Origin of the sequence: Dermacoccus sp. Tok2021 (genome assembly GCF_019895135.1) — a bacterium.
GTDB classification, from domain to species: domain Bacteria; phylum Actinomycetota; class Actinomycetes; order Actinomycetales; family Dermatophilaceae; genus Dermacoccus; species Dermacoccus abyssi.
Genome location: NZ_JAGTHU010000017.1, coordinates 61,525 through 77,975 on the forward strand (window position 1 = coordinate 61,525; position 16,451 = coordinate 77,975).

Annotated in this window: 19 protein-coding genes; 15 read left to right on the forward strand and 4 right to left on the reverse strand. The window is 66.9% G+C overall.

Going from position 1 to position 16,451, the window contains the following annotated elements:
* Positions 1-55 precede the first annotated feature (55 nt).
* Positions 56-1,066 carry a hypothetical protein gene (locus K9D12_RS10875; RefSeq protein WP_223060210.1) on the forward strand — a complete coding sequence of 337 codons (1,011 nt, stop codon included), beginning with the start codon at positions 56-58 and terminating at the stop codon, positions 1,064-1,066.
* A 117-nt stretch (positions 1,067-1,183) separates the two neighbouring features.
* Entirely contained in the window at positions 1,184-1,729 is a 546-nt protein-coding gene (locus K9D12_RS10880) for a TM2 domain-containing protein (protein ID WP_223060211.1), read from the forward strand.
* Positions 1,730-1,733: 4 nt separating this feature from the next.
* On the opposite strand, the gene K9D12_RS10885 is transcribed toward K9D12_RS10880, so the two are convergent.
* The gene (locus K9D12_RS10885; protein ID WP_223060212.1) at positions 1,734-2,441 is read right to left on the reverse strand and encodes a hypothetical protein; all 708 of its coding nucleotides are present in this window, start codon (positions 2,439-2,441) and stop codon (positions 1,734-1,736) included.
* A gap of 316 nt (positions 2,442-2,757) precedes the next feature.
* Between K9D12_RS10885 and K9D12_RS10890 the strand changes: the two genes are divergently transcribed.
* The 9 genes from K9D12_RS10890 to K9D12_RS10930 all read left to right on the forward strand — a co-directional run bounded on the left by K9D12_RS10890 (position 2,758) and on the right by K9D12_RS10930 (position 9,198).
* Entirely contained in the window at positions 2,758-2,904 is a 147-nt protein-coding gene (locus K9D12_RS10890) for a hypothetical protein (RefSeq protein ID WP_156170157.1), read from the forward strand.
* Positions 2,905-3,010: 106 nt separating this feature from the next.
* Positions 3,011-3,775, forward strand: coding sequence for an ABC transporter ATP-binding protein (locus K9D12_RS10895; RefSeq protein ID WP_052946839.1), 765 nt, complete (start codon positions 3,011-3,013; stop codon positions 3,773-3,775).
* Positions 3,772-4,572 carry an ABC transporter permease gene (locus tag K9D12_RS10900; protein WP_082128670.1) on the forward strand — a complete coding sequence of 267 codons (801 nt, stop codon included), beginning with the start codon at positions 3,772-3,774 and terminating at the stop codon, positions 4,570-4,572. Before K9D12_RS10895 ends, K9D12_RS10900 begins: the two co-directional genes overlap by 4 nt.
* A 39-nt stretch (positions 4,573-4,611) precedes the next feature.
* A complete protein-coding gene (locus tag K9D12_RS10905; protein WP_156170155.1) occupies positions 4,612-5,271 on the forward strand; it encodes a hypothetical protein in 660 nt (219 codons plus the stop codon).
* A gap of 11 nt (positions 5,272-5,282) precedes the next feature.
* Positions 5,283-5,462, forward strand: coding sequence for a hypothetical protein (locus K9D12_RS10910; RefSeq protein ID WP_129666335.1), 180 nt, complete (start codon positions 5,283-5,285; stop codon positions 5,460-5,462).
* On the forward strand, positions 5,459-6,418 hold the full coding sequence (locus tag K9D12_RS10915) for a TOMM precursor leader peptide-binding protein (protein ID WP_052946838.1): 960 nt from the start codon (positions 5,459-5,461) through the stop codon (positions 6,416-6,418). The genes K9D12_RS10910 and K9D12_RS10915 overlap by 4 nt, the downstream gene beginning before the upstream one ends.
* A gap of 203 nt (positions 6,419-6,621) precedes the next feature.
* Positions 6,622-7,836 (forward strand): YcaO-like family protein, encoded by a 1,215-nt coding sequence (locus K9D12_RS10920; RefSeq protein ID WP_225911181.1) that lies wholly within the window; start codon positions 6,622-6,624, stop codon positions 7,834-7,836.
* A gap of 10 nt (positions 7,837-7,846) precedes the next feature.
* On the forward strand, positions 7,847-8,680 hold the full coding sequence (locus tag K9D12_RS10925; protein ID WP_129666339.1) for a SagB/ThcOx family dehydrogenase: 834 nt from the start codon (positions 7,847-7,849) through the stop codon (positions 8,678-8,680).
* The gene (locus K9D12_RS10930; protein WP_129666341.1) at positions 8,677-9,198 is read left to right on the forward strand and encodes a hypothetical protein; all 522 of its coding nucleotides are present in this window, start codon (positions 8,677-8,679) and stop codon (positions 9,196-9,198) included. Before K9D12_RS10925 ends, K9D12_RS10930 begins: the two co-directional genes overlap by 4 nt.
* On the opposite strand, the gene K9D12_RS10935 is transcribed toward K9D12_RS10930, so the two are convergent.
* From K9D12_RS10935 to K9D12_RS10945, 3 genes are read right to left on the reverse strand one after another with little or no spacing between them, the layout of a single operon-like run.
* A complete protein-coding gene (locus K9D12_RS10935) occupies positions 9,195-9,830 on the reverse strand; it encodes a response regulator transcription factor (protein ID WP_129666343.1) in 636 nt (211 codons plus the stop codon). The genes K9D12_RS10930 and K9D12_RS10935 overlap by 4 nt on opposite strands.
* On the reverse strand, positions 9,827-10,999 hold the full coding sequence (locus K9D12_RS10940; protein WP_129666345.1) for a sensor histidine kinase: 1,173 nt from the start codon (positions 10,997-10,999) through the stop codon (positions 9,827-9,829). The genes K9D12_RS10935 and K9D12_RS10940 overlap by 4 nt, the downstream gene beginning before the upstream one ends.
* The gene (locus K9D12_RS10945; protein ID WP_129666347.1) at positions 10,996-11,769 is read right to left on the reverse strand and encodes a trans-aconitate 2-methyltransferase; all 774 of its coding nucleotides are present in this window, start codon (positions 11,767-11,769) and stop codon (positions 10,996-10,998) included. The genes K9D12_RS10940 and K9D12_RS10945 overlap by 4 nt, the downstream gene beginning before the upstream one ends.
* 334 nt (positions 11,770-12,103) lie before the next feature.
* Here K9D12_RS10945 and K9D12_RS10950 point away from each other — a divergent pair, with 334 nt between their 5' ends.
* The 4 genes from K9D12_RS10950 to K9D12_RS10965 all read left to right on the forward strand — a co-directional run bounded on the left by K9D12_RS10950 (position 12,104) and on the right by K9D12_RS10965 (position 16,372).
* Entirely contained in the window at positions 12,104-12,448 is a 345-nt protein-coding gene (locus tag K9D12_RS10950; RefSeq protein WP_129666410.1) for a DUF485 domain-containing protein, read from the forward strand.
* Complete coding sequence (locus K9D12_RS10955) at positions 12,448-14,088, forward strand: cation acetate symporter (protein WP_223060214.1); 1,641 nt, start codon at positions 12,448-12,450, stop codon at positions 14,086-14,088. The genes K9D12_RS10950 and K9D12_RS10955 overlap by 1 nt, the downstream gene beginning before the upstream one ends.
* Before the next feature lie 296 nt (positions 14,089-14,384).
* Positions 14,385-15,827, forward strand: a complete 1,443-nt coding sequence (locus K9D12_RS10960) for a hypothetical protein (RefSeq protein ID WP_225911172.1) — start codon at positions 14,385-14,387, stop codon at positions 15,825-15,827.
* A gap of 116 nt (positions 15,828-15,943) precedes the next feature.
* Complete coding sequence (locus K9D12_RS10965) at positions 15,944-16,372, forward strand: hypothetical protein (RefSeq protein WP_129666352.1); 429 nt, start codon at positions 15,944-15,946, stop codon at positions 16,370-16,372.
* The last annotated feature ends 79 nt before the right edge of the window (positions 16,373-16,451 follow it).

Here is a 16,451-nt window from a genome sequence, read left to right on the forward strand (position 1 = left end):
TCGGGGCTAGTTTTGTACCGATCGATACACCACAGGTGTCGGGAGGGGACGAGAGATGTCGAACAACAACGGCAACTGGGACGAGCAGCCCACCCAGGCGGCGCACCAGGGCCAGAACCAGCAGGGTCCGGCGCAGACCTGGCAGCACCAGCAGAACGGCGGTCAGCCGGGCCAGTACGGCCAGGGGCAGCAGGGGTACAACGGCCAGCAGCCTCAGGGTGGCCCCGGGCAGTACCCGCCGGTGCCGGGCCAGGCCCCCCAGCAGCAGTACCCGTCGCAGGGTGGCTACCCGAGCGGTCAGCCGATCCAGCAGGGTCAGCCGGGCCAGTTCGGCCAGAACCAGCCGGGCCAGGGCTACGGCTCGCAGCCGCAGGGCAACTACCCCAGCGGTGGTTACGCGTCGCAGGGCGCGCAGCATTCGTCCGGCGCACCGGGCAGCAACCAGCAGTGGAACAGCCAGCCCGCCGCCGGTCACGGTTTCGCCGGCCAGAACAACCAGCAGCAGTACGGTCAGTTCGGACAGAACGGATCGTTCGCGACGACCGACACTAAGGCGAAGCCGAAGGCCGGCATCGGACGCACCATGGGTTGGGGCGTCGTCGCGGCGGCCCTCCTCGCCGTCATCGGCTGCTTCGGCACCTGGGTGTTCGTTAAGGTGGGTCACCCCATGACCGGCGACTTCACCGCCTCGACGAACGGCCTGGGCATGGAGTCGTCGAACGCTCCTGAGGGGCGCTCCACGGGCGCCGATCAGGAGAAGGTCACCGACGGCTGGATCATCCTCATTCCGGCCCTCATCGCGCTCGCGCTCGGTGTGCTGCGCGCCATCGGGCGAGTGCGCAAGCCGGTCATGTGGGGCGCTGTCGCGATGGGTCTCGTCGCATCGGCCGTCGCCATCTACGACTGGTTCGACGTGCGCTCCGACCTGGCCGATCTCAAGGACCAGATGTCGTCCTTGGGTGATCAGGCCTCGTTCAGCGCCGGCAGCGGTTGGGGCCTGACGCTCTGTCTCATCGCCGGAATCGCGCTCGTCATCACGAGTGTGATCAGCGCGCTCCGCGACTGACCTCTCGGCGCGAAAGCGTCTACGACGAGCGGCGATCCGGTGTTTCGGGTCGCCGCTCGTCTCATCCCCTGTGGACAACTTCGGACCCTTTGTCGCCGGCGTGTGCCAGCATGAAGCATGAGCAACCAGCGGTGGGAGACGAGCGGCTGTGACGACGACCGGTCCGTGTACGACGAGCCCACGCGCATGTCGTCGGGCCCGGTGCCGTCGCAGCCTCAGACGCCGTACGGGTATTCGAGCGGATCCACTTCGTACGCGGACGGTTACCCCGCGCATCAGCCGTATCCGTACCCGCCGCAGGCGACGCCCAATGTGTTCCGGGCCCAGCCGACCCCGGGCTTCGTGCCGGGCGCGGCCGGTTTCGCCGGCCCCTGGCAGGGGCGTGTCGATCCGTACACGGGTGAGCCGCTGTCGGACAAGTCGAAGGTTGCCGCAGGTCTTCTGCAGTTCTTTCTCGGGTGGCTCGGCGTCGGGCGGTTCTACATCGGTGACACGACGGTCGGCGCGATTCAGCTCGGCATGTGGCTCTTCGGCATGGTGACGCTCATCTTCGGCATCGGCTTCCTCGTCCTCATGGGCCTGTCGCTGTGGGCGTTCGTCGACGCCATCCTCATGTGGACGGGCTCCGTGCGCGACGGCAACGGCCGCAAGCTCGGCCCCTGACGCGTTATGACGCGGGAGCGCCCTCCGGCGCGGCCGGAGGCGGGGTCGACGGCGCGGGCGGAGGCGGGGTCGACGGCGCGGGCGGAGGCGTCGGCTCCGGCTGAGTGGTGAAGGTGTTCGTCGGAGACGGAGGCTTCGGGGTCGTCGGTTTGGGAGTGGTGGGCTTCGGCGAGGTCGGCTTGGGCGTGGTCGAACTCGTGCTGGAACTCGACTTCGACGAACTCGAGCTCTTGGACGCGCTGGAAGACTTGGAGCTCTTCGACGCACTCGCCTTGGCCTTCGCGGAGGCCGACGCCCGCGCCTCGGCTGCAGCGCGGGCTGCCGCTGCCTTGCGGGCGCGTTCAGCGGCTGCTGCACGCTCTGCGGCAGCCTTGGCCGCCGCCGAGTCGTAGCTGGTTGCCGAAGAGGTCGACGAGGAACTCGTACTGCTTGAAGAACTCGGCGAACTGCTCGAAGAACTCGGCGAACTCGTCGACGAGGAAGAGCTCGACGGCTCAGACGTCGAGGAAGCCACAGAGCCGGGCAGTTCGTCGCCGTCGCGGCCATCCTCGAACTGCTTCGCGAAGAGGGTGGCCCCCACGAGCGCCACGGAGCCGACGACGGCCGCCGTCACGACCCCGACGAAGGCGCGCTGACGGGAACGATCAGCCTCTTCGTTCTCGGACTCATCGTCGTATTCGTCGTCGTACCAGTACGGCTCGTCCTCACCCATATATCGCCGAGTCTACGAACGCTGGATGTTCGTGCAAACCAGGCTCGGCGTGTCGCGTTCGGGTGAGGGGCCGCTCCGAACGTCATGAGCGGGACCAGGGGCAAGAGGGGAACCACGGGCGCTGACCGGCGAGTACGCCGACGGGTGGACGTGACGTGTCCACCAAGTGGGGGACATGTCTGTCCCCCGATGGTCGCCTGTCGCTCCCCAGCTCTTCATTCGGCGGATTTCGCGAGTAACGCTGTCAGTGCCGAGGCATTCAGGCCATTGGCTGTGGGGATGACGCCTCACATGTGCACACACAGAAGGAGAAGTCATGCAGTTCACCGCTACCGCCATCGAGTCCGCTGTCTCTGACGCTCAGGTCGAAGCCTTCGGGTCGTCCGCCGTCTTCTTCGAGCCGACGGCGGCTCGCTGTTCGTCGTCGTCCTCGACGTGCTGCGTCGGTTGCGTCCAGATGTGACGTTCGGCATCAGAGTGACGGTGGGGGGCCCGGGCCTCCGGGCACCCCACCGTCACCCGCCAGCTCATCGCCCTCGTGGCGAGAACACGGTCGAAGGAGAGAGCCCATGACCACCCCCAACCGTCCTGTCATCGAAGTCCGGGATGTCGTCGTGCAGTACGAGCGGACGGTCGCGTTGGACCACGTGACGCTCACCGTCCCGCGCGGTCGGATCACCGCCCTGCTCGGTCCGAACGGAGCGGGTAAGACCACGCTGGTCGATCTGCTGGAAGGTTTTGCTCGACCGGACGCCGGCACGGTCGAGGTGCTCGGTCGTGACCCGTGGCGAGCTCCCGCCGAGTGGCGGGACCGAATCGGAGTGGTGCTGCAGGACACCAGGTTGGACGCCGATCTGAGCGTGGCCGAGTTCATCGACATGTCGCGTTCCTGGTACAGCACTCCGAGGTCTCGTGAGTCGGCACTGGAATCAGTGGGCCTGACCCATGTGGCCGATCGCAGGGTGCACAAGCTCTCCGGTGGTGAGCGCCGTCGCCTCGACCTCGCGGCCGCCATGCTCGGTCGGCCCGAGGTGCTCTTTCTGGACGAACCGACGACCGGCCTCGACCCGGACGCTCGACGCGAGATCTGGAGCATGTTGCTCGACCTTCGCGAGTGCGGTCAGAGCATCCTGCTCACCAGTCACGACATGACTGAGGTGGAACGACTCGCTGACCACGTGGCCGTTCTTCGCGCTGGACGAATCGTCGCCGAAGGGACCGTCCGATCCCTGACCGCAGACTTCGGTGAGGGTGTCACGGGCTTCCGGGGGGCCGAGCCCACATTCGAAGACGTCTACCTTCACCTCTCACGCCGAACGGAGGCATTGCGATGAGTGCATACGGAGCCGAACGTACCCGGGACAGGCGCGCGGAACGCCACGTCCCGACGGGGCTCGGGGGCATGGTCTCGCAGTTGCGCTGGGACATCTTGCAGCAGTTGCGCAACCCTGCCGCAGTCTTCTTCACGCTGGCTCTACCGCTGCTTTTCCTCGTCGCCTTCGCCGCCACGAGCGATGACGCGGCGAAAGCGGCTGACTACTACGTGCCGGCCACAATGGCGCTTGCGGTTGCCTCGGGGACACTGACGAATCTCGCGGTGACTCTCACCTACCTTCGCGAGTACGGGCAACTGAAACGTGTACTCGTCACACCACTTCCTCGAAGTTCGTACCTCGGTTCACGCATCGTGGCGGCTGGGCTCGTGGCGCTGACGACCTGCGTGGTGCTGGGGATCGTCGGTCTGATCGTGTACGACGCGGCCGTTCAGCAGGTGGGCATGCTCGTCGTGGCCGTGCTCCTGACATTGGCTGTAGGTAGCGCTCTCGGAGTGCTGTGCACCGTGATGATTCGCAGTGAGACGGCCGCCGCACCGATCGCCAACGCCATCGGCTTGCCCCTGATGCTCGCTTCCGGAGTGTTCTTCCCTCTCGACTCGACGCCGCAGTGGTTCGAGAACGTAGCTCGCTACCTACCCTTCACGCGAAGTGTCGAACTGGGCGTCGACGCCTACGCCGGTACGGCGACGTCCACCGACCTGCTGGCGGCTGTGGCGGTGGGAGGCATCTGGGCACTCGTGGCGGGTGCTCTGGCCGTGCGTCTCTTCACCTGGGCGCCGATGAAGCGGAGGTGAGACTCGATGCTACGAACGCAGCGCGCGAGTTTGCGTGAAGTGAACTCAGGCGTGGACATCGGTCAGGTGCTCGACCTGTGGAGCATCGGTGAGGAGTGGCGCACCGGCGTGCACGAGGCCGCCGCCAGCGGAGAACGTGTGGTTCTTCTCTCGAGCATCGGTCTCTGCGGCCGACGTGACCTCAGCGACTACGAACGAGATCTCGCCGCCCGCGAGGACGAGGCGCGTTCGCTCCTGCGCCGAGCGATCACCCTACGTCTCGCTCCGGTCTTCGATGACCTGAGCGTTTACGACGAGCCACTGCGCGCCCATCAGCCGGTCCATCACGCCTACGGCGACGAACCGATCGCCTGGTTGCGCGCCCAGGACGTGCTGGAGGTCGTGCGCGCGAGCGCATCCGCACCCGATGGGTCGGTGTTCGACCTCGCGGGCGCAACGGCGGGAACGGCTGACGAAGCGCTCGTGCAGCGAGCGGCTCGTATGGGCGTTCGCGCACCACAGATTGTCCCGGTCGAGGCGAATGTCCTTGTCGATCGATTGTCGGCCGTCTTCGGCCGCTCGGCGGCTTCGGTCTTCGTCGGTCATCAACGCTGGGCCGGACGGACGGCGTCGAACAGCGAACTCGGCGCCCGAACCCTCACCCAGGCTCTGAAGCGGGAGCCGACCGGTTGGCACGCTCCCCACACCACCTCGAAGTGAAGGAGAACACCGTGAAAACGTTCATCGGACCGATCACTATTGCCCTCGTGCTCAGCCTTCTCGGGGCGGGAGCCGTCTGGATGACGACAGAAAACGTCGGAAAGGCACTCACGGCGGGCGGCATCGGACTCGCGCTCGGCCTGGCAATCTTCGTCTTCACGGCCCTCGGCGCCCGGAAGGACGCGCGATGAGTGCCCCCACGCTCGCGCCCGGTACGTCCGTACTGCGCCATGGTGAGAAGCTCGTCGTTCGGTCGGGAGACCAGGCTTGGACCATCTCGGGCGACGACATGGTCCACCTCGTTGAATCCCTGCTCGCGGGCAGTGACGACGGTGTCCTGCCGACCATGCCGACGGACTCGCCGGCATGGTCCTCCCTCGTCGAACTGCTGCGTGAATCCGGCCTCGTCAGCGTGGAGGAGGGGATGACGCAGGCATCACCCAGCGCTCGTTTGTTGTGGCAGCGTTCGGGCCAGGTGCATCCTCTGCGTGATGTCGATGCGGCGCTTCGAGAATCTGTCGTCCCCGTCCTCGGAAAGCACCCGCTCGCGGCTCGTGTCCGCTCAATTCTCGAGGACAGCGGGGTGGGGGTCACGGACGACGGACGTGAGGCTCGCGCCTGCGCACAGATCGAAGGCTCCGTGGCTCCGGCCGTCGTGGTCGCCGGTTCCGTGGACGATGTCCTTCTGACGGAGCACAACACGTGGGCCCTCGAGACGGGCCTGCCGTGGCTTCCGGTCGTCCTCGACGATGCGGGCCACTCTGTCGTCGGGCCGTACATTCGCCCTCACTCGTCTGCCTGCCTGCGGTGCTACCGGCTCAGGCGCGCGGCCAATTTCCCGGATCGACGCGTCATCGAAGACCTGGCGGGGGCGGAGCCCGTTGCGATGAGCCCCATGCCGACCGACATGGTGGGATTGAGTTGGTTCGTTGCCGCGCTCGCCGTCGAGAAGGTCACCGAACGCATTGCTCTGGGCGATCATTCGACGATGTCGTGCCCCGGCGGGCTGGCCGCGCTGGAGAGGAGCCACCCCGGCGTCAAGGTCACGGAGCACAAGGTCCTGCGCGTGCCGCGCTGCCCCGACTGTTCCCCCACGGCCCAGCGCGGACTTCCGCAGGTGTGGCACCACGGGGGTGTCTCGCAATGACGGACATTCTCCAGCGTGTGGACACCGACCCCTCGCCGGAAGTCGACGCCGCTGACGCCCGGCGGGAGCCGCGACGGCCCGACCCGACCAGCAGGTGGACCGACCGAGAAGCCGGTTGGGCCAGGCTCGATCATCTGGCCTCACCCTTGGTGGGGCTGACGTCCAGGCTGTTCGCTCAGCTCCACGACGTCGACGACATTCGGATGTCGGGCGTCGGAGCGCAGGCCTGTGATTCGAGGTGGCTCCTGGGAGCAGCATGCAACGAACTGAACGGGGGCGGGGCGGCAGACCCTCGGCAGGCGCGTGCCGCAGCGATCGGGGAGACGGTTGAACGTTACAGCGGGGCGTACATCGACACGACGACGCTGCGGCGGGCGACCAGTGCGCAGCTCGACGCCGAAGGTGTGGACCACGTTCGCCCCGAGGAGTTCACCCCTTTCGCGCCTGAACAGTTCACGGTCGAGGGCTTCGCCTACTCGCCCTTCACTGCGTCGACCTCCCTCGCGTGGTTGCGTGGTGTCGACCTCGCGGTCGGCAGCCCCCTCGAGGTGCCTGCTCAACTGATGTTCCTGGCCAACACCGCGCTCGACGACAACCGCATCGGCTACTCGACGAGTAACGGCATGGCGTGTGGATGTACCTGGGAGGAAGCCGTGTTGTCGGGCTTGCTCGAGGTCGTGGAACGCGACGCTTTCATGGCGACCTGGTACGGGCGTCACAGCCTGCCCCTCATCGACCCCGATTCGTCTGCGAGCCTTCGTGAGTTCATGGCGCGTCACGTCGAGCCCACAGGACTCGCTGTCTCCCTCGTCGATCTGAGCCGCCTCGTCGACGTGCCTGTGGTTCTCGCGCTCGTGCGCAATCCGCACAATGACGTTGCTCCGCTGGCCCTCGGAGCCGCCTGCTCGACCTCCGCGTTGACGGCAGCTAGTAAGGCCATGATCGAGGCCTTCCAGACGCGGACGTGGTCCAAGGCAGAACAGCGTGAGGGTGCAGTGATCGATCCTGGCGCCGGCTTCGAACAGGTCGCGGATTTCGACGACCACGTGCGCCTGTCCTTGCACCCGAAGAGCATTGCCGCAGCGGCCTTTCTCGATGCTTCGTCCGAGCGTGTCGGACTCGAAGATCTCCCCGCCGTTCCGGACGCTTCACCGGGCGGCGCGATCGACGAGATCGCCCGGCGCCTGCGTGATCAGGGTGTGCGGTGCGCGGCCTGTGACCTCACCAGCCCGGACGTTCGAGAGGCGGGCCTGGTCGTCGCGAAGGTGATCGCACCCGCGCTGAGCGCTCTTGACTCGGGGTACGCGGGGCGCATGCTCGGTGGCCGACGGCTCTATGAGCGCGCCTTCGAGGTCGGGTTGTCGCCCAGAAAGCTGACGTTCGACGATCTCAACCCCTGGCCGCACCCGTTCCCCTGAGGAGGAAGCCATGATCACCGATTCCGTTCACGGAGCAAATCTCGTTGACGTCGTCTACGGCGAAGTGCCGGCGCCTGGTGACCCGGCAGAGGACTTCGTCGAGGCCACGAAGATCCGGCGTGACGCGATGAGTTGGGACGCGCCGGGTGTCCGGATGTTGCAGACGACCCCGGAGATGCACCCGATCATCGCTCGTGCCGGACAGCGCCACGTCTCTCGCGCCAGGACCGAACTGCCTGCTCCGATGAAGGTCGAGACGAGCGTTGCCGACGCCCTGGATCGCCGTTCCAGCGCGGACGGGTTCGCGGACGAAGAACTCACTCTCACGGAGTTGGCCACCCTATTGCGGTTGGCGTGGGAGCCGCGCCCCGGCACCGGACCGGCATCGGGCACACAGCCGCGACGGGCCACGCCGTCGGCGGGGGCGCTGTTTCCGCTCGAACTGTGGGTGGTGGTTCGCCGAGTTGAGGCACTGGAACCGGGCCTGTTCCACGTCGAGATGGCCGACGCCGGGAATGCGAGCCTCACCAGAATCAGCGAGGTGGATCACGCAGCCCTGGCGCGTGCTGCCCTGCAGGAGGACATGATCGACAACGCAGCCGTGACGATCGTGGTGTCGATGATGCCGTGGCGCTCCCGCTTCAAGTACGGCCACCGCGCTGTGCGATTTGCTCTGATGGAGGCTGGCCATCTGTGCCAGACCTTGCTCCTCACGGCTTCGGCCATGGACTTGGCGGCCCGTCCTCTGGGCGGATTCTGCGACGACGAGGTCAACGGCACACTGGGATTCTGCGGTGTCGACGAGGTTCCGCTGTACCTCGTGCCGGTCGGTCGGGGCCAGTGACCCCGCCGTGGGGTGCCGCCACGGCAGCGCACTTCGCTCTGCCGTGGCTACTGAGGCGAGCAGCGGCCGGCGAACGGGGTCGGCGCCTGCGTGATCCGCACGTCAGTGGCCGCGTCTACGACACTGCCACCGTCGTCCTGGCCTGGATGGCATCGCGGGAGGGAGCCAAGGGGGGATGGTGGCTCGGCATGGGCACCATGGCTCAGCTGGGGGCGCGGCCCGGACGAGAATCAGTGGTCGTCACGACGGCCCAGGTCGCCGTCGCCGAGGAGATGCTGTGGCGCAGACACCGTCTGTGGGCAGTGGTGCCATTCGCGCTGCTGCACGCCCCCCGGGACCCGCGTCGGTGGCCTTACCACCTGCTGACGGGGACGGTGTTCCACTTCGCTGCTCGGTTGGGCCTTCCGGCGGCGATCGCCGTTCATGCTGGCCACAACATCGTGCTCGAGCGGTGTCGTGGTACCGGGCACGAGGCCCAGGGCCTGGCCTCGGAACCGTCGTCTGCCTGGCCGGCCTAGTCGTCGAGGAGGTTCTTCTCGAGCGCGACGCGCACAGCCGACGCCCGATCGTTCACCTCGAGTTTGGTGTAGCAGCGCGAGAGATAGGTCTTGACCGTCGCCTCGGAAATGCTGAGCGTGCGGCAGACCTGACGGTTGGTCAGGCCCTTGGAGACGAGGGTGAGGATCTCGCGTTCCCGGCTGCTGAGCTCGACGGGTGGGCCGGGCGCTTGGTGAACGAACTGGGTGGCAAGTGCAGACGTGACCTCCGGCGAATAGGTCGACGTGCCGTTTGCGGCGTCCACCAGAACCTTGGCGATCTGCGCCAGGGGTGCGTCCTTGAACACGTAGTTGACCGCACCCGCGCGAAATGCCGCCGCGATCGCCTCGCACGAGGTGAGGGCGGAAAGAACGACCGCCGGCGGGGCGTGCGGATGTTCCCGGAGGCTCGCGATGAGTTCGTCACCGCTCATCCGGGGCATCGCCATGTCCGTGACCAGGACATCGGGGCGATGTGCGGTGAGGGCCTCGGGCACGTCACGGGGGTCGTCGAGGGTGGCCACCACCTCGACCGCGTCGCCGCTGTTCAACAGCAGTGCCAAGCCGGACGAGACGAAGCCGTGATCGTCGACGATGACGACTCGCACACTCATGAGCTCTCCGATTCTGACGTGCCGACGAGGGGGAACTCGGCTTCGACCAGGGCACCGCCGTCGGTGGATTCCCCGATGCTGAGGCGGCCTCCCAGGCCTTCGATCCGCTCCCTGCTGCTGCGTAGCCCGAAACCGTGTCCCGGCCCCGGCCGCGCCACGGTGGTGGGTGGCATGCCGACACCGTCGTCCTCCACGCGCACCACGATGTGATCAGCGGTGCTGAGCACAGTAATGCGTGCTCGGTCGGCTCCGGAGTGTTCGACGGTGTTCGTGAGTGCTGTTCGGATGAAGGCCGTGGCCGTGCTGCGCAGACGAAGGGGGAGTTCCTCACCGTGACGGAACTGTGCGAAGTCGGTTTTGACGCTCAGGCCGGAGGCTGCAGCGACGCTGGCCGCCGCCGCTCGGACACCTCGCGCGAACTCCGCGTCGTTGTCCGGAGCCTCGTCGGTGTCCGTTCGGGCGAGAAGCGACCGAAGTTCCTTGAGACTTTCCCCCGACTCGACGTACGCCAGATGCGTCCGCTGCCGGGCGTCGTCAGCCGCCGTTCGGGCATCGGACGCGGAGTCGAGCAGCATTCGGATGAGCGCCAGACGCTGCGTCACACCGTCGTGCACCTCCTGAGCAATGCGGGCACGTTCGGCTTCGATGCCCGCGATCCGACTCAGCTCGGCCAGTTCCTTCTGCGAGCGTCGCAACTCCTCGAGCGCTTCGGTCCGTTGCTTCGTCACCTCCAGGATCTGGGAGATCCACACCGCAGCGGCGATGCTGAGCAGGTAACCGAGAGCAAGCGGGGCGAGGGCCCAGGCGTGAGGTGACGCGGCGTGAGTGAAGATGGACACCAACGCGACCCCGAACACCACCGTGACCGTGACGACGGCTTGTCGCAGGGGCAACGCCCAGAAGGTCTCCGCGACGGCGACGGGCAGGAACAGCGCGACGACGGGGGAGCCGAGCCCGATCAGCGCCAAGGCCGCGATCGTCACCGGAATCCGGGGAACCCCTTCCCTGCCGAGGAGCGCGAACAGTGCCGCGCCGCAGACGGGCGCGATCGCCATCGGCCAGCCCGCCTCCCACACCGCCAAAGCGGTGAGAAGGACGAGGAGGACCGAACGCAGTTTGATCCATCGTTCGAGATCCTGCGTCGAGAGGAAGTGGGGTGTGGCGGTCATCGGACGTTGACCACCGCGCTCACCACCGCGTTGGCCGTGGAGTCACCGGAGGAGAAGGCTTGTAGGGCTTCTCGAACGGCCGAAGCGGCGAAGAGTTCGCCCGCGCGCGCGTCGTCGTAGGCGAAGCCTGCGAGGCCACCCCGGCCGACGTGGACATCAACCTTTCGCCGGGCCTCGTCGGCTGCAGCGTGCAGGAGATCCTCGAGTTGACGGGGCTCGAAACCAGCCGCGAGCTGGTCGCTCAGGTACTCCCGTTCGTCGTCGGTGCGAGCAAGAGCGAGGAACGCCTCCGTGTCGGCCGACGTCCGGGCCTCGGCGACATCGACGACGAAGAGCACGCCTCCCGGCGCGAGGTGGCTCATGACTCGGGTCAGGCCACGCAGTGGGTCACTCCACAAGCCCAGGTTGAGGTGGCTGACGGCCAAGTCGACCGGATGCTCCAGATCCTCGAGGTCTTCGGCGGCGGCGACGGCAAAGGTGGCGCGGGCGTCAGCCCCGAAACGTCGGCGAGCCTCGGCGACGGCGCTCTCGACCGGGTCGATGCCGACGAGGTGGAGGGTCGCGTCGAGTCTGCGGATCGAACCGAGCATCTCCCCACCCCCGCACCCGACGTCCAGGACGCGCCGCGCCTCGGGTGCGAGCGCCAGGGCGATGGCTGCGTTGAGAACCCTCGACGGCTCGGTCTCGCGATCGTCGAAGGTTGTGCTGATCTTTCGTCGTTCCTCGTCGGCGAACCACCGTTGGGCTCGTCGTGCCCGCCCCGTCCTCATGTGCCCAGCCTACTGGCGCAGCAGGCGCAGATGCCCGCCAGGATTGGGGAGGAATTCGCCGCAGTGCAGGGCTTGCCGCAGCGTCGTGTTGCCGCCGCCGCGCATGACCGGGCCGCCCCGGAAAGGGCGGGCTCCGAACATCACAATCCGATTGACACTGGCAAGTAGGTCGCGATGCGACCCTCACGTGAGTCCGTCCTCCGTATGGTTTGTCCGACACGCCAAGGTGTGATTCACAACACATCGTTCCCGCGCCCGAGGCGGCCGGGGGAAAGGGGCTCACGTGAGTACGCCACATGAGCCGGACGAGCAGCTGGATCGTTCGTCCGAACCCGTGGTCGACAAGCCCGTCGACCACGACGCCGCGGCGCGGCGATACCTCGCCGTGCAGCAGAGCGCGGAGTTTCAGGATCTGCGTACGACGTTCCGCAAGTTCGTCTTCCCCGTGACGGCGTTCTTCCTCGTCTGGTACTTCGTGTACGTCCTGCTGTCGATCTTCGCGCCCAGCTTCATGGGTACCAAGGTGTTCGGCAACATCAACATCGGCCTCCTCATGGGGCTCGGGCAGTTCGTCACGACCTTCGCGATCACGCTCGCGTACTCACGATGGGCCGGGCGTGAGCTCGACCCGCGCGCCGACGCCGTCGGAGCACGACTCGACGGGGAGGCGAGCCACTGATGTTCACCGCACTCATGCCTGCGGCCGACAACACGGTCGGCAACCCGGCGCTCAACATCGGCATCTTCGTGCTGTTCGTCGTCGCGACGCTCGGCATCGTCATCAAGGTCTCCGCCGGCAAGAAGACCGCCGGAGAGATGTACACCGGTGGCGCCGCGTTCTCGGGCAAGCAGAACGGCATCGCCATCGCCGGTGACTACCTCTCGGCAGCCAGCTTCCTCGGCATCGCCGGCGCCATCGCCCTGCAGGGATACGACGGCTTCCTCTACTCCATCGGCTTCCTCGTGGCCTGGCTGGTTGCGCTCCTGCTCGTCGCCGAGCTCATGCGCAACACCGGCCGCTTCACGATGGCCGACGTCCTGAGTTACCGCCTCAAGCAGCGCCCGGTCCGTATGGCCGCTGCGTCGTCGGCGCTCGCCGTGTCGTTCTTCTACCTGCTCGCGCAGATGGCCGGTGCCGGTGGTCTCGTCAGCCTGCTCCTCGGTATCTCGGGCAGCGCAGCGCAGAACATCGTCATCGCCGTCGTCGGCGTCGTCATGGTCATGTACGTCATGATCGGCGGAATGAAGGGCACCACCTGGGTGCAGATGATCAAGGCCGTGCTGCTCATCGCCGCCGCCGCGATCATGACCTTCTGGGTGCTCGGCAAGTACGGCTTCAGCCTCTCCGGCCTCTTCGACGCCGCCGTCAAGGAGAACCCGAAGGCCGGCGAGAAGCTCCTTGAGCCGGGCCTCAAGTACGGCAAGAGCACCACGACGAAGATCGACTTCATCTCGCTGTCGCTCGCGCTCGTGCTCGGTACGGCCGGTCTGCCCCACGTCCTTCAGCGCTTCTACACGGTGCCGACGTCACGCCAGGCCCGCAAGAGCGTCGAGTGGGCCATCTGGCTCATCGGTGGCTTCTACCTGCTGACACTCGTCATCGGTTTCGGCGCCGGCGCACTCGTCGGCCCGGAGAAGATCAACGCCGCACCCGGTAAGGCCAACGCCGCCGCACCGCTGCTCGCGTATGAACTCGGTGGGTCGCCGCTGCTCGGCATCGTCTCCGGCATCGCGTTCGCCACGATCCTCGCCGTCGTCGCCGGTCTGACGATCACGACGTCCGCCACGTTCGCCCACGACCTGTACAACCAGGTGTGGAAGCGCGGCCAGGCGTCGCAGGAGGACGAGGTCAAGGTCGCCCGCATCGCAGCCCTCGTCGGTGGCGCCATCGCCGTCGGTGGCGGCATGCTCGCCAAGGATCAGAACGTCGCGTTCCTCGTCGCCCTCGCCTTCGCCGTCGCGGCGTCCGCGAACCTGCCGACGATCCTCTACTCGCTGTTCTGGAAGCGGTTCAACACGCGCGGCGCGCTGTGGTCGATCTACGGCGGCCTCGGCACCGCTCTCGGCCTCATCATCTTCTCGCCCGTCGTCTCCGGAAAGGTCGACCCGGTCACCGGCAAGAACCTCGCGATGCTTCCCAAGAGCATCGACTTCCAGTGGTTCCCGCTCGACAACCCCGGTCTCATCTCCATCCCCGTCGGTTTCGCGCTCGGCATCATCGGCACGTTGACATCGAAGGAGTACGACGAGGCCAAGCACGCCGAGATGGAGGTTCGCTCCCTCACCGGACACGGCGTCGCGGAGGCCATCGACCACTGACCTGGGGCGCGATCATCTCGCACCCGAGGGCACTCGATGCCTCTACGGCCGACTTCCCACGACGGACCCGGACGCTTGCACGCGTCCGGGTCCGTCGTTCGTCGTCGGGTCGCTGGGGAACTCCCGAGATGGTGACTTCTACGTCGACCGCATCACCGGTTCGGTGCAAAACTCCCAAGATGGTGCGTTCTGCGGTGACGGCATCGCTGGGTCGGTGCAGAACTCCCAACGGTGGGCGTTGATCGGTGCAAGCGGGCGCGCTTGGGCCTCGACGGACGCCGGGGAACAATGTGCGGATGAACGAATCACAGGACGGGCGTCGAACGCCTCGCGGCGCCACGCGTCTCGGCGACCACGTGGGGGGTCACGACGACGCGACACAGGCCCTCCCCGTTCACGATTCGCGCGAGCACTCCGACGGTGGTGGGGACGCACCACGCGGGGCGAGCCTGGGCGATCGTTTCTTCACGGAGAGCGCTGGCGAGATTCCTCGCGTTGACCAGCCACAGGACGCCACTGTTGCCGTACCGCAGAACGCTGCGGCTGACGGACCGGCTCCGCATCGTGTCGACGGCGATCGGGCCGTCGTTCCCGGCCACGAGGTCCCGGGGTCAGCAGTGGACGCGACGGCCTCAGTACCCCAGCAATCCACCAACGCTGTCTCGGCCGGCCAGCACGCCACCGCGCAGAACGGGAACCGACCACGCCTCGACGTCGGCGTCGTGGTCTCCCCGGGCGTGAAGTCGCTGGCCCACGAGACCGTGGGTGACGACATCAGGGCCGAACTGTCGCAGCGATACGGGCAGATCGACTGGAACCTCGTCGTCGTCGATGACCGACTCGAGGAACCGCCCGTCACACCGCTGGACCTCATGGAGACCGCGCGCGATCGGATGCTCGACGAGAACTGGGATCTCGTGCTCGTCCTCACCGACCTGCCGCTCAAGGACGGGCGCCGCGTCGTCCAGACGAAGCTCTCCCCGGTGCACGGTGTCGGCCTCGTCGTCGTGCCGGCCCTGGGCGTGGTGCAGGTTGCCGGGAAGGTCCGCAAGGCGTGTCTGCGCCTCGTCGAGGAGATCCTCGACTTCGACGGCGACGACTCCGTCGATGACATCGTGCGCCGTGCGTGGCAGCGTGCCGAGGACACCGAGGCCCACGAGGGTGAGAACCCCGCGCAGTTCGCGGCGCGCGTCCTCGGCGGCAACGTCGGCGTCCTGCTGGGATTGGTGCGCGCCAACCGTCCGCTGACGCTGGCGCTCCGGCTCACCCAGCTCATCGCCGTGACGGCGGCCGCCGGCGCGCTCATGCTCATCACGCCCGACATCTGGGTGCTGGCGAGCAACTACGGCCCGTTCCGGCTCGGTTTGCTGTCGCTCATCGCGATCGCGGCCGTGACGGCCTCGCTCATCGTCGGCGCACGCCTGTGGGAGAAGCCGCGCCGCCGCGGTGAGCGCGAACAGGTGACCCTGTTCAACGTCGCCACCGTGCTGACGATGACGATCGGCGTGAGCGTGTTCTACTTCGCGGTGTTCGTGCTGGCGCTCGCAGCTGCGTTCCTCCTGCTCGACGCTGCGTCGTTCAAACAGCTCTCGGACCAGGAGTGGGGCGTCTCCCGCATCGTCGACATCGCGTGGATGACGGCGTCGCTCGCGACGCTCGGTGGTGCCGTCGGCGCCGGTCTCGAGGAGGACGACATCACTCGTGCCGCTGCCTATACCCGGGACTCGGACGAAGATTGAGTAACAGAGAGAGGACCAACCAAGACTCTTGTTGACACTTACAAGAGGCTTAATATAGTCTCGTGTCATGAGCGCCCACCAGGACGCCCACACCTAACGCTCAAGGAGTGCGTGTCATGACCACCTACATCACCGTTCCGGTTCCCGAGGAACTCGTTCCCGCTGTCTACCGGCTCATCGCGGAGCACCAGGCGAGCCCGGCAAAGGCCGAGAAGCCTGCGGTGGATGAGCGTGACGACGAAGCCGGCCGCGACTGGTCATTCGACGATCTGCAGCTCATCGCCGACTCGGATGCCCCGTCCGTCCGGAGCTTCGCGGACGTGCTCACACTGCTCGCCGATGCCTCACCGACCTCGATGACGATCGGGGAGATCGGCGAACAGCTCGGCGAGAAGGGCCTCACCCTCCAGAACCGCTTCGGGGCCGTGACGCGCTGGATGCGCGGCCGGGTCGGCGACGACGTGCGTTGGCCCATCCGCACGGCCGGCGGCGTCTGGGCAATGAACGAGCACAACGCCGAGCTGTGGAAGCAGATCCGTTCCTGATCGACAGCAGGGCCGGTCACACCAGAGGGGTTTGCCAGTGTCTTTTTAACAACTCCGCGCCCCCCAGACAAACCAAATG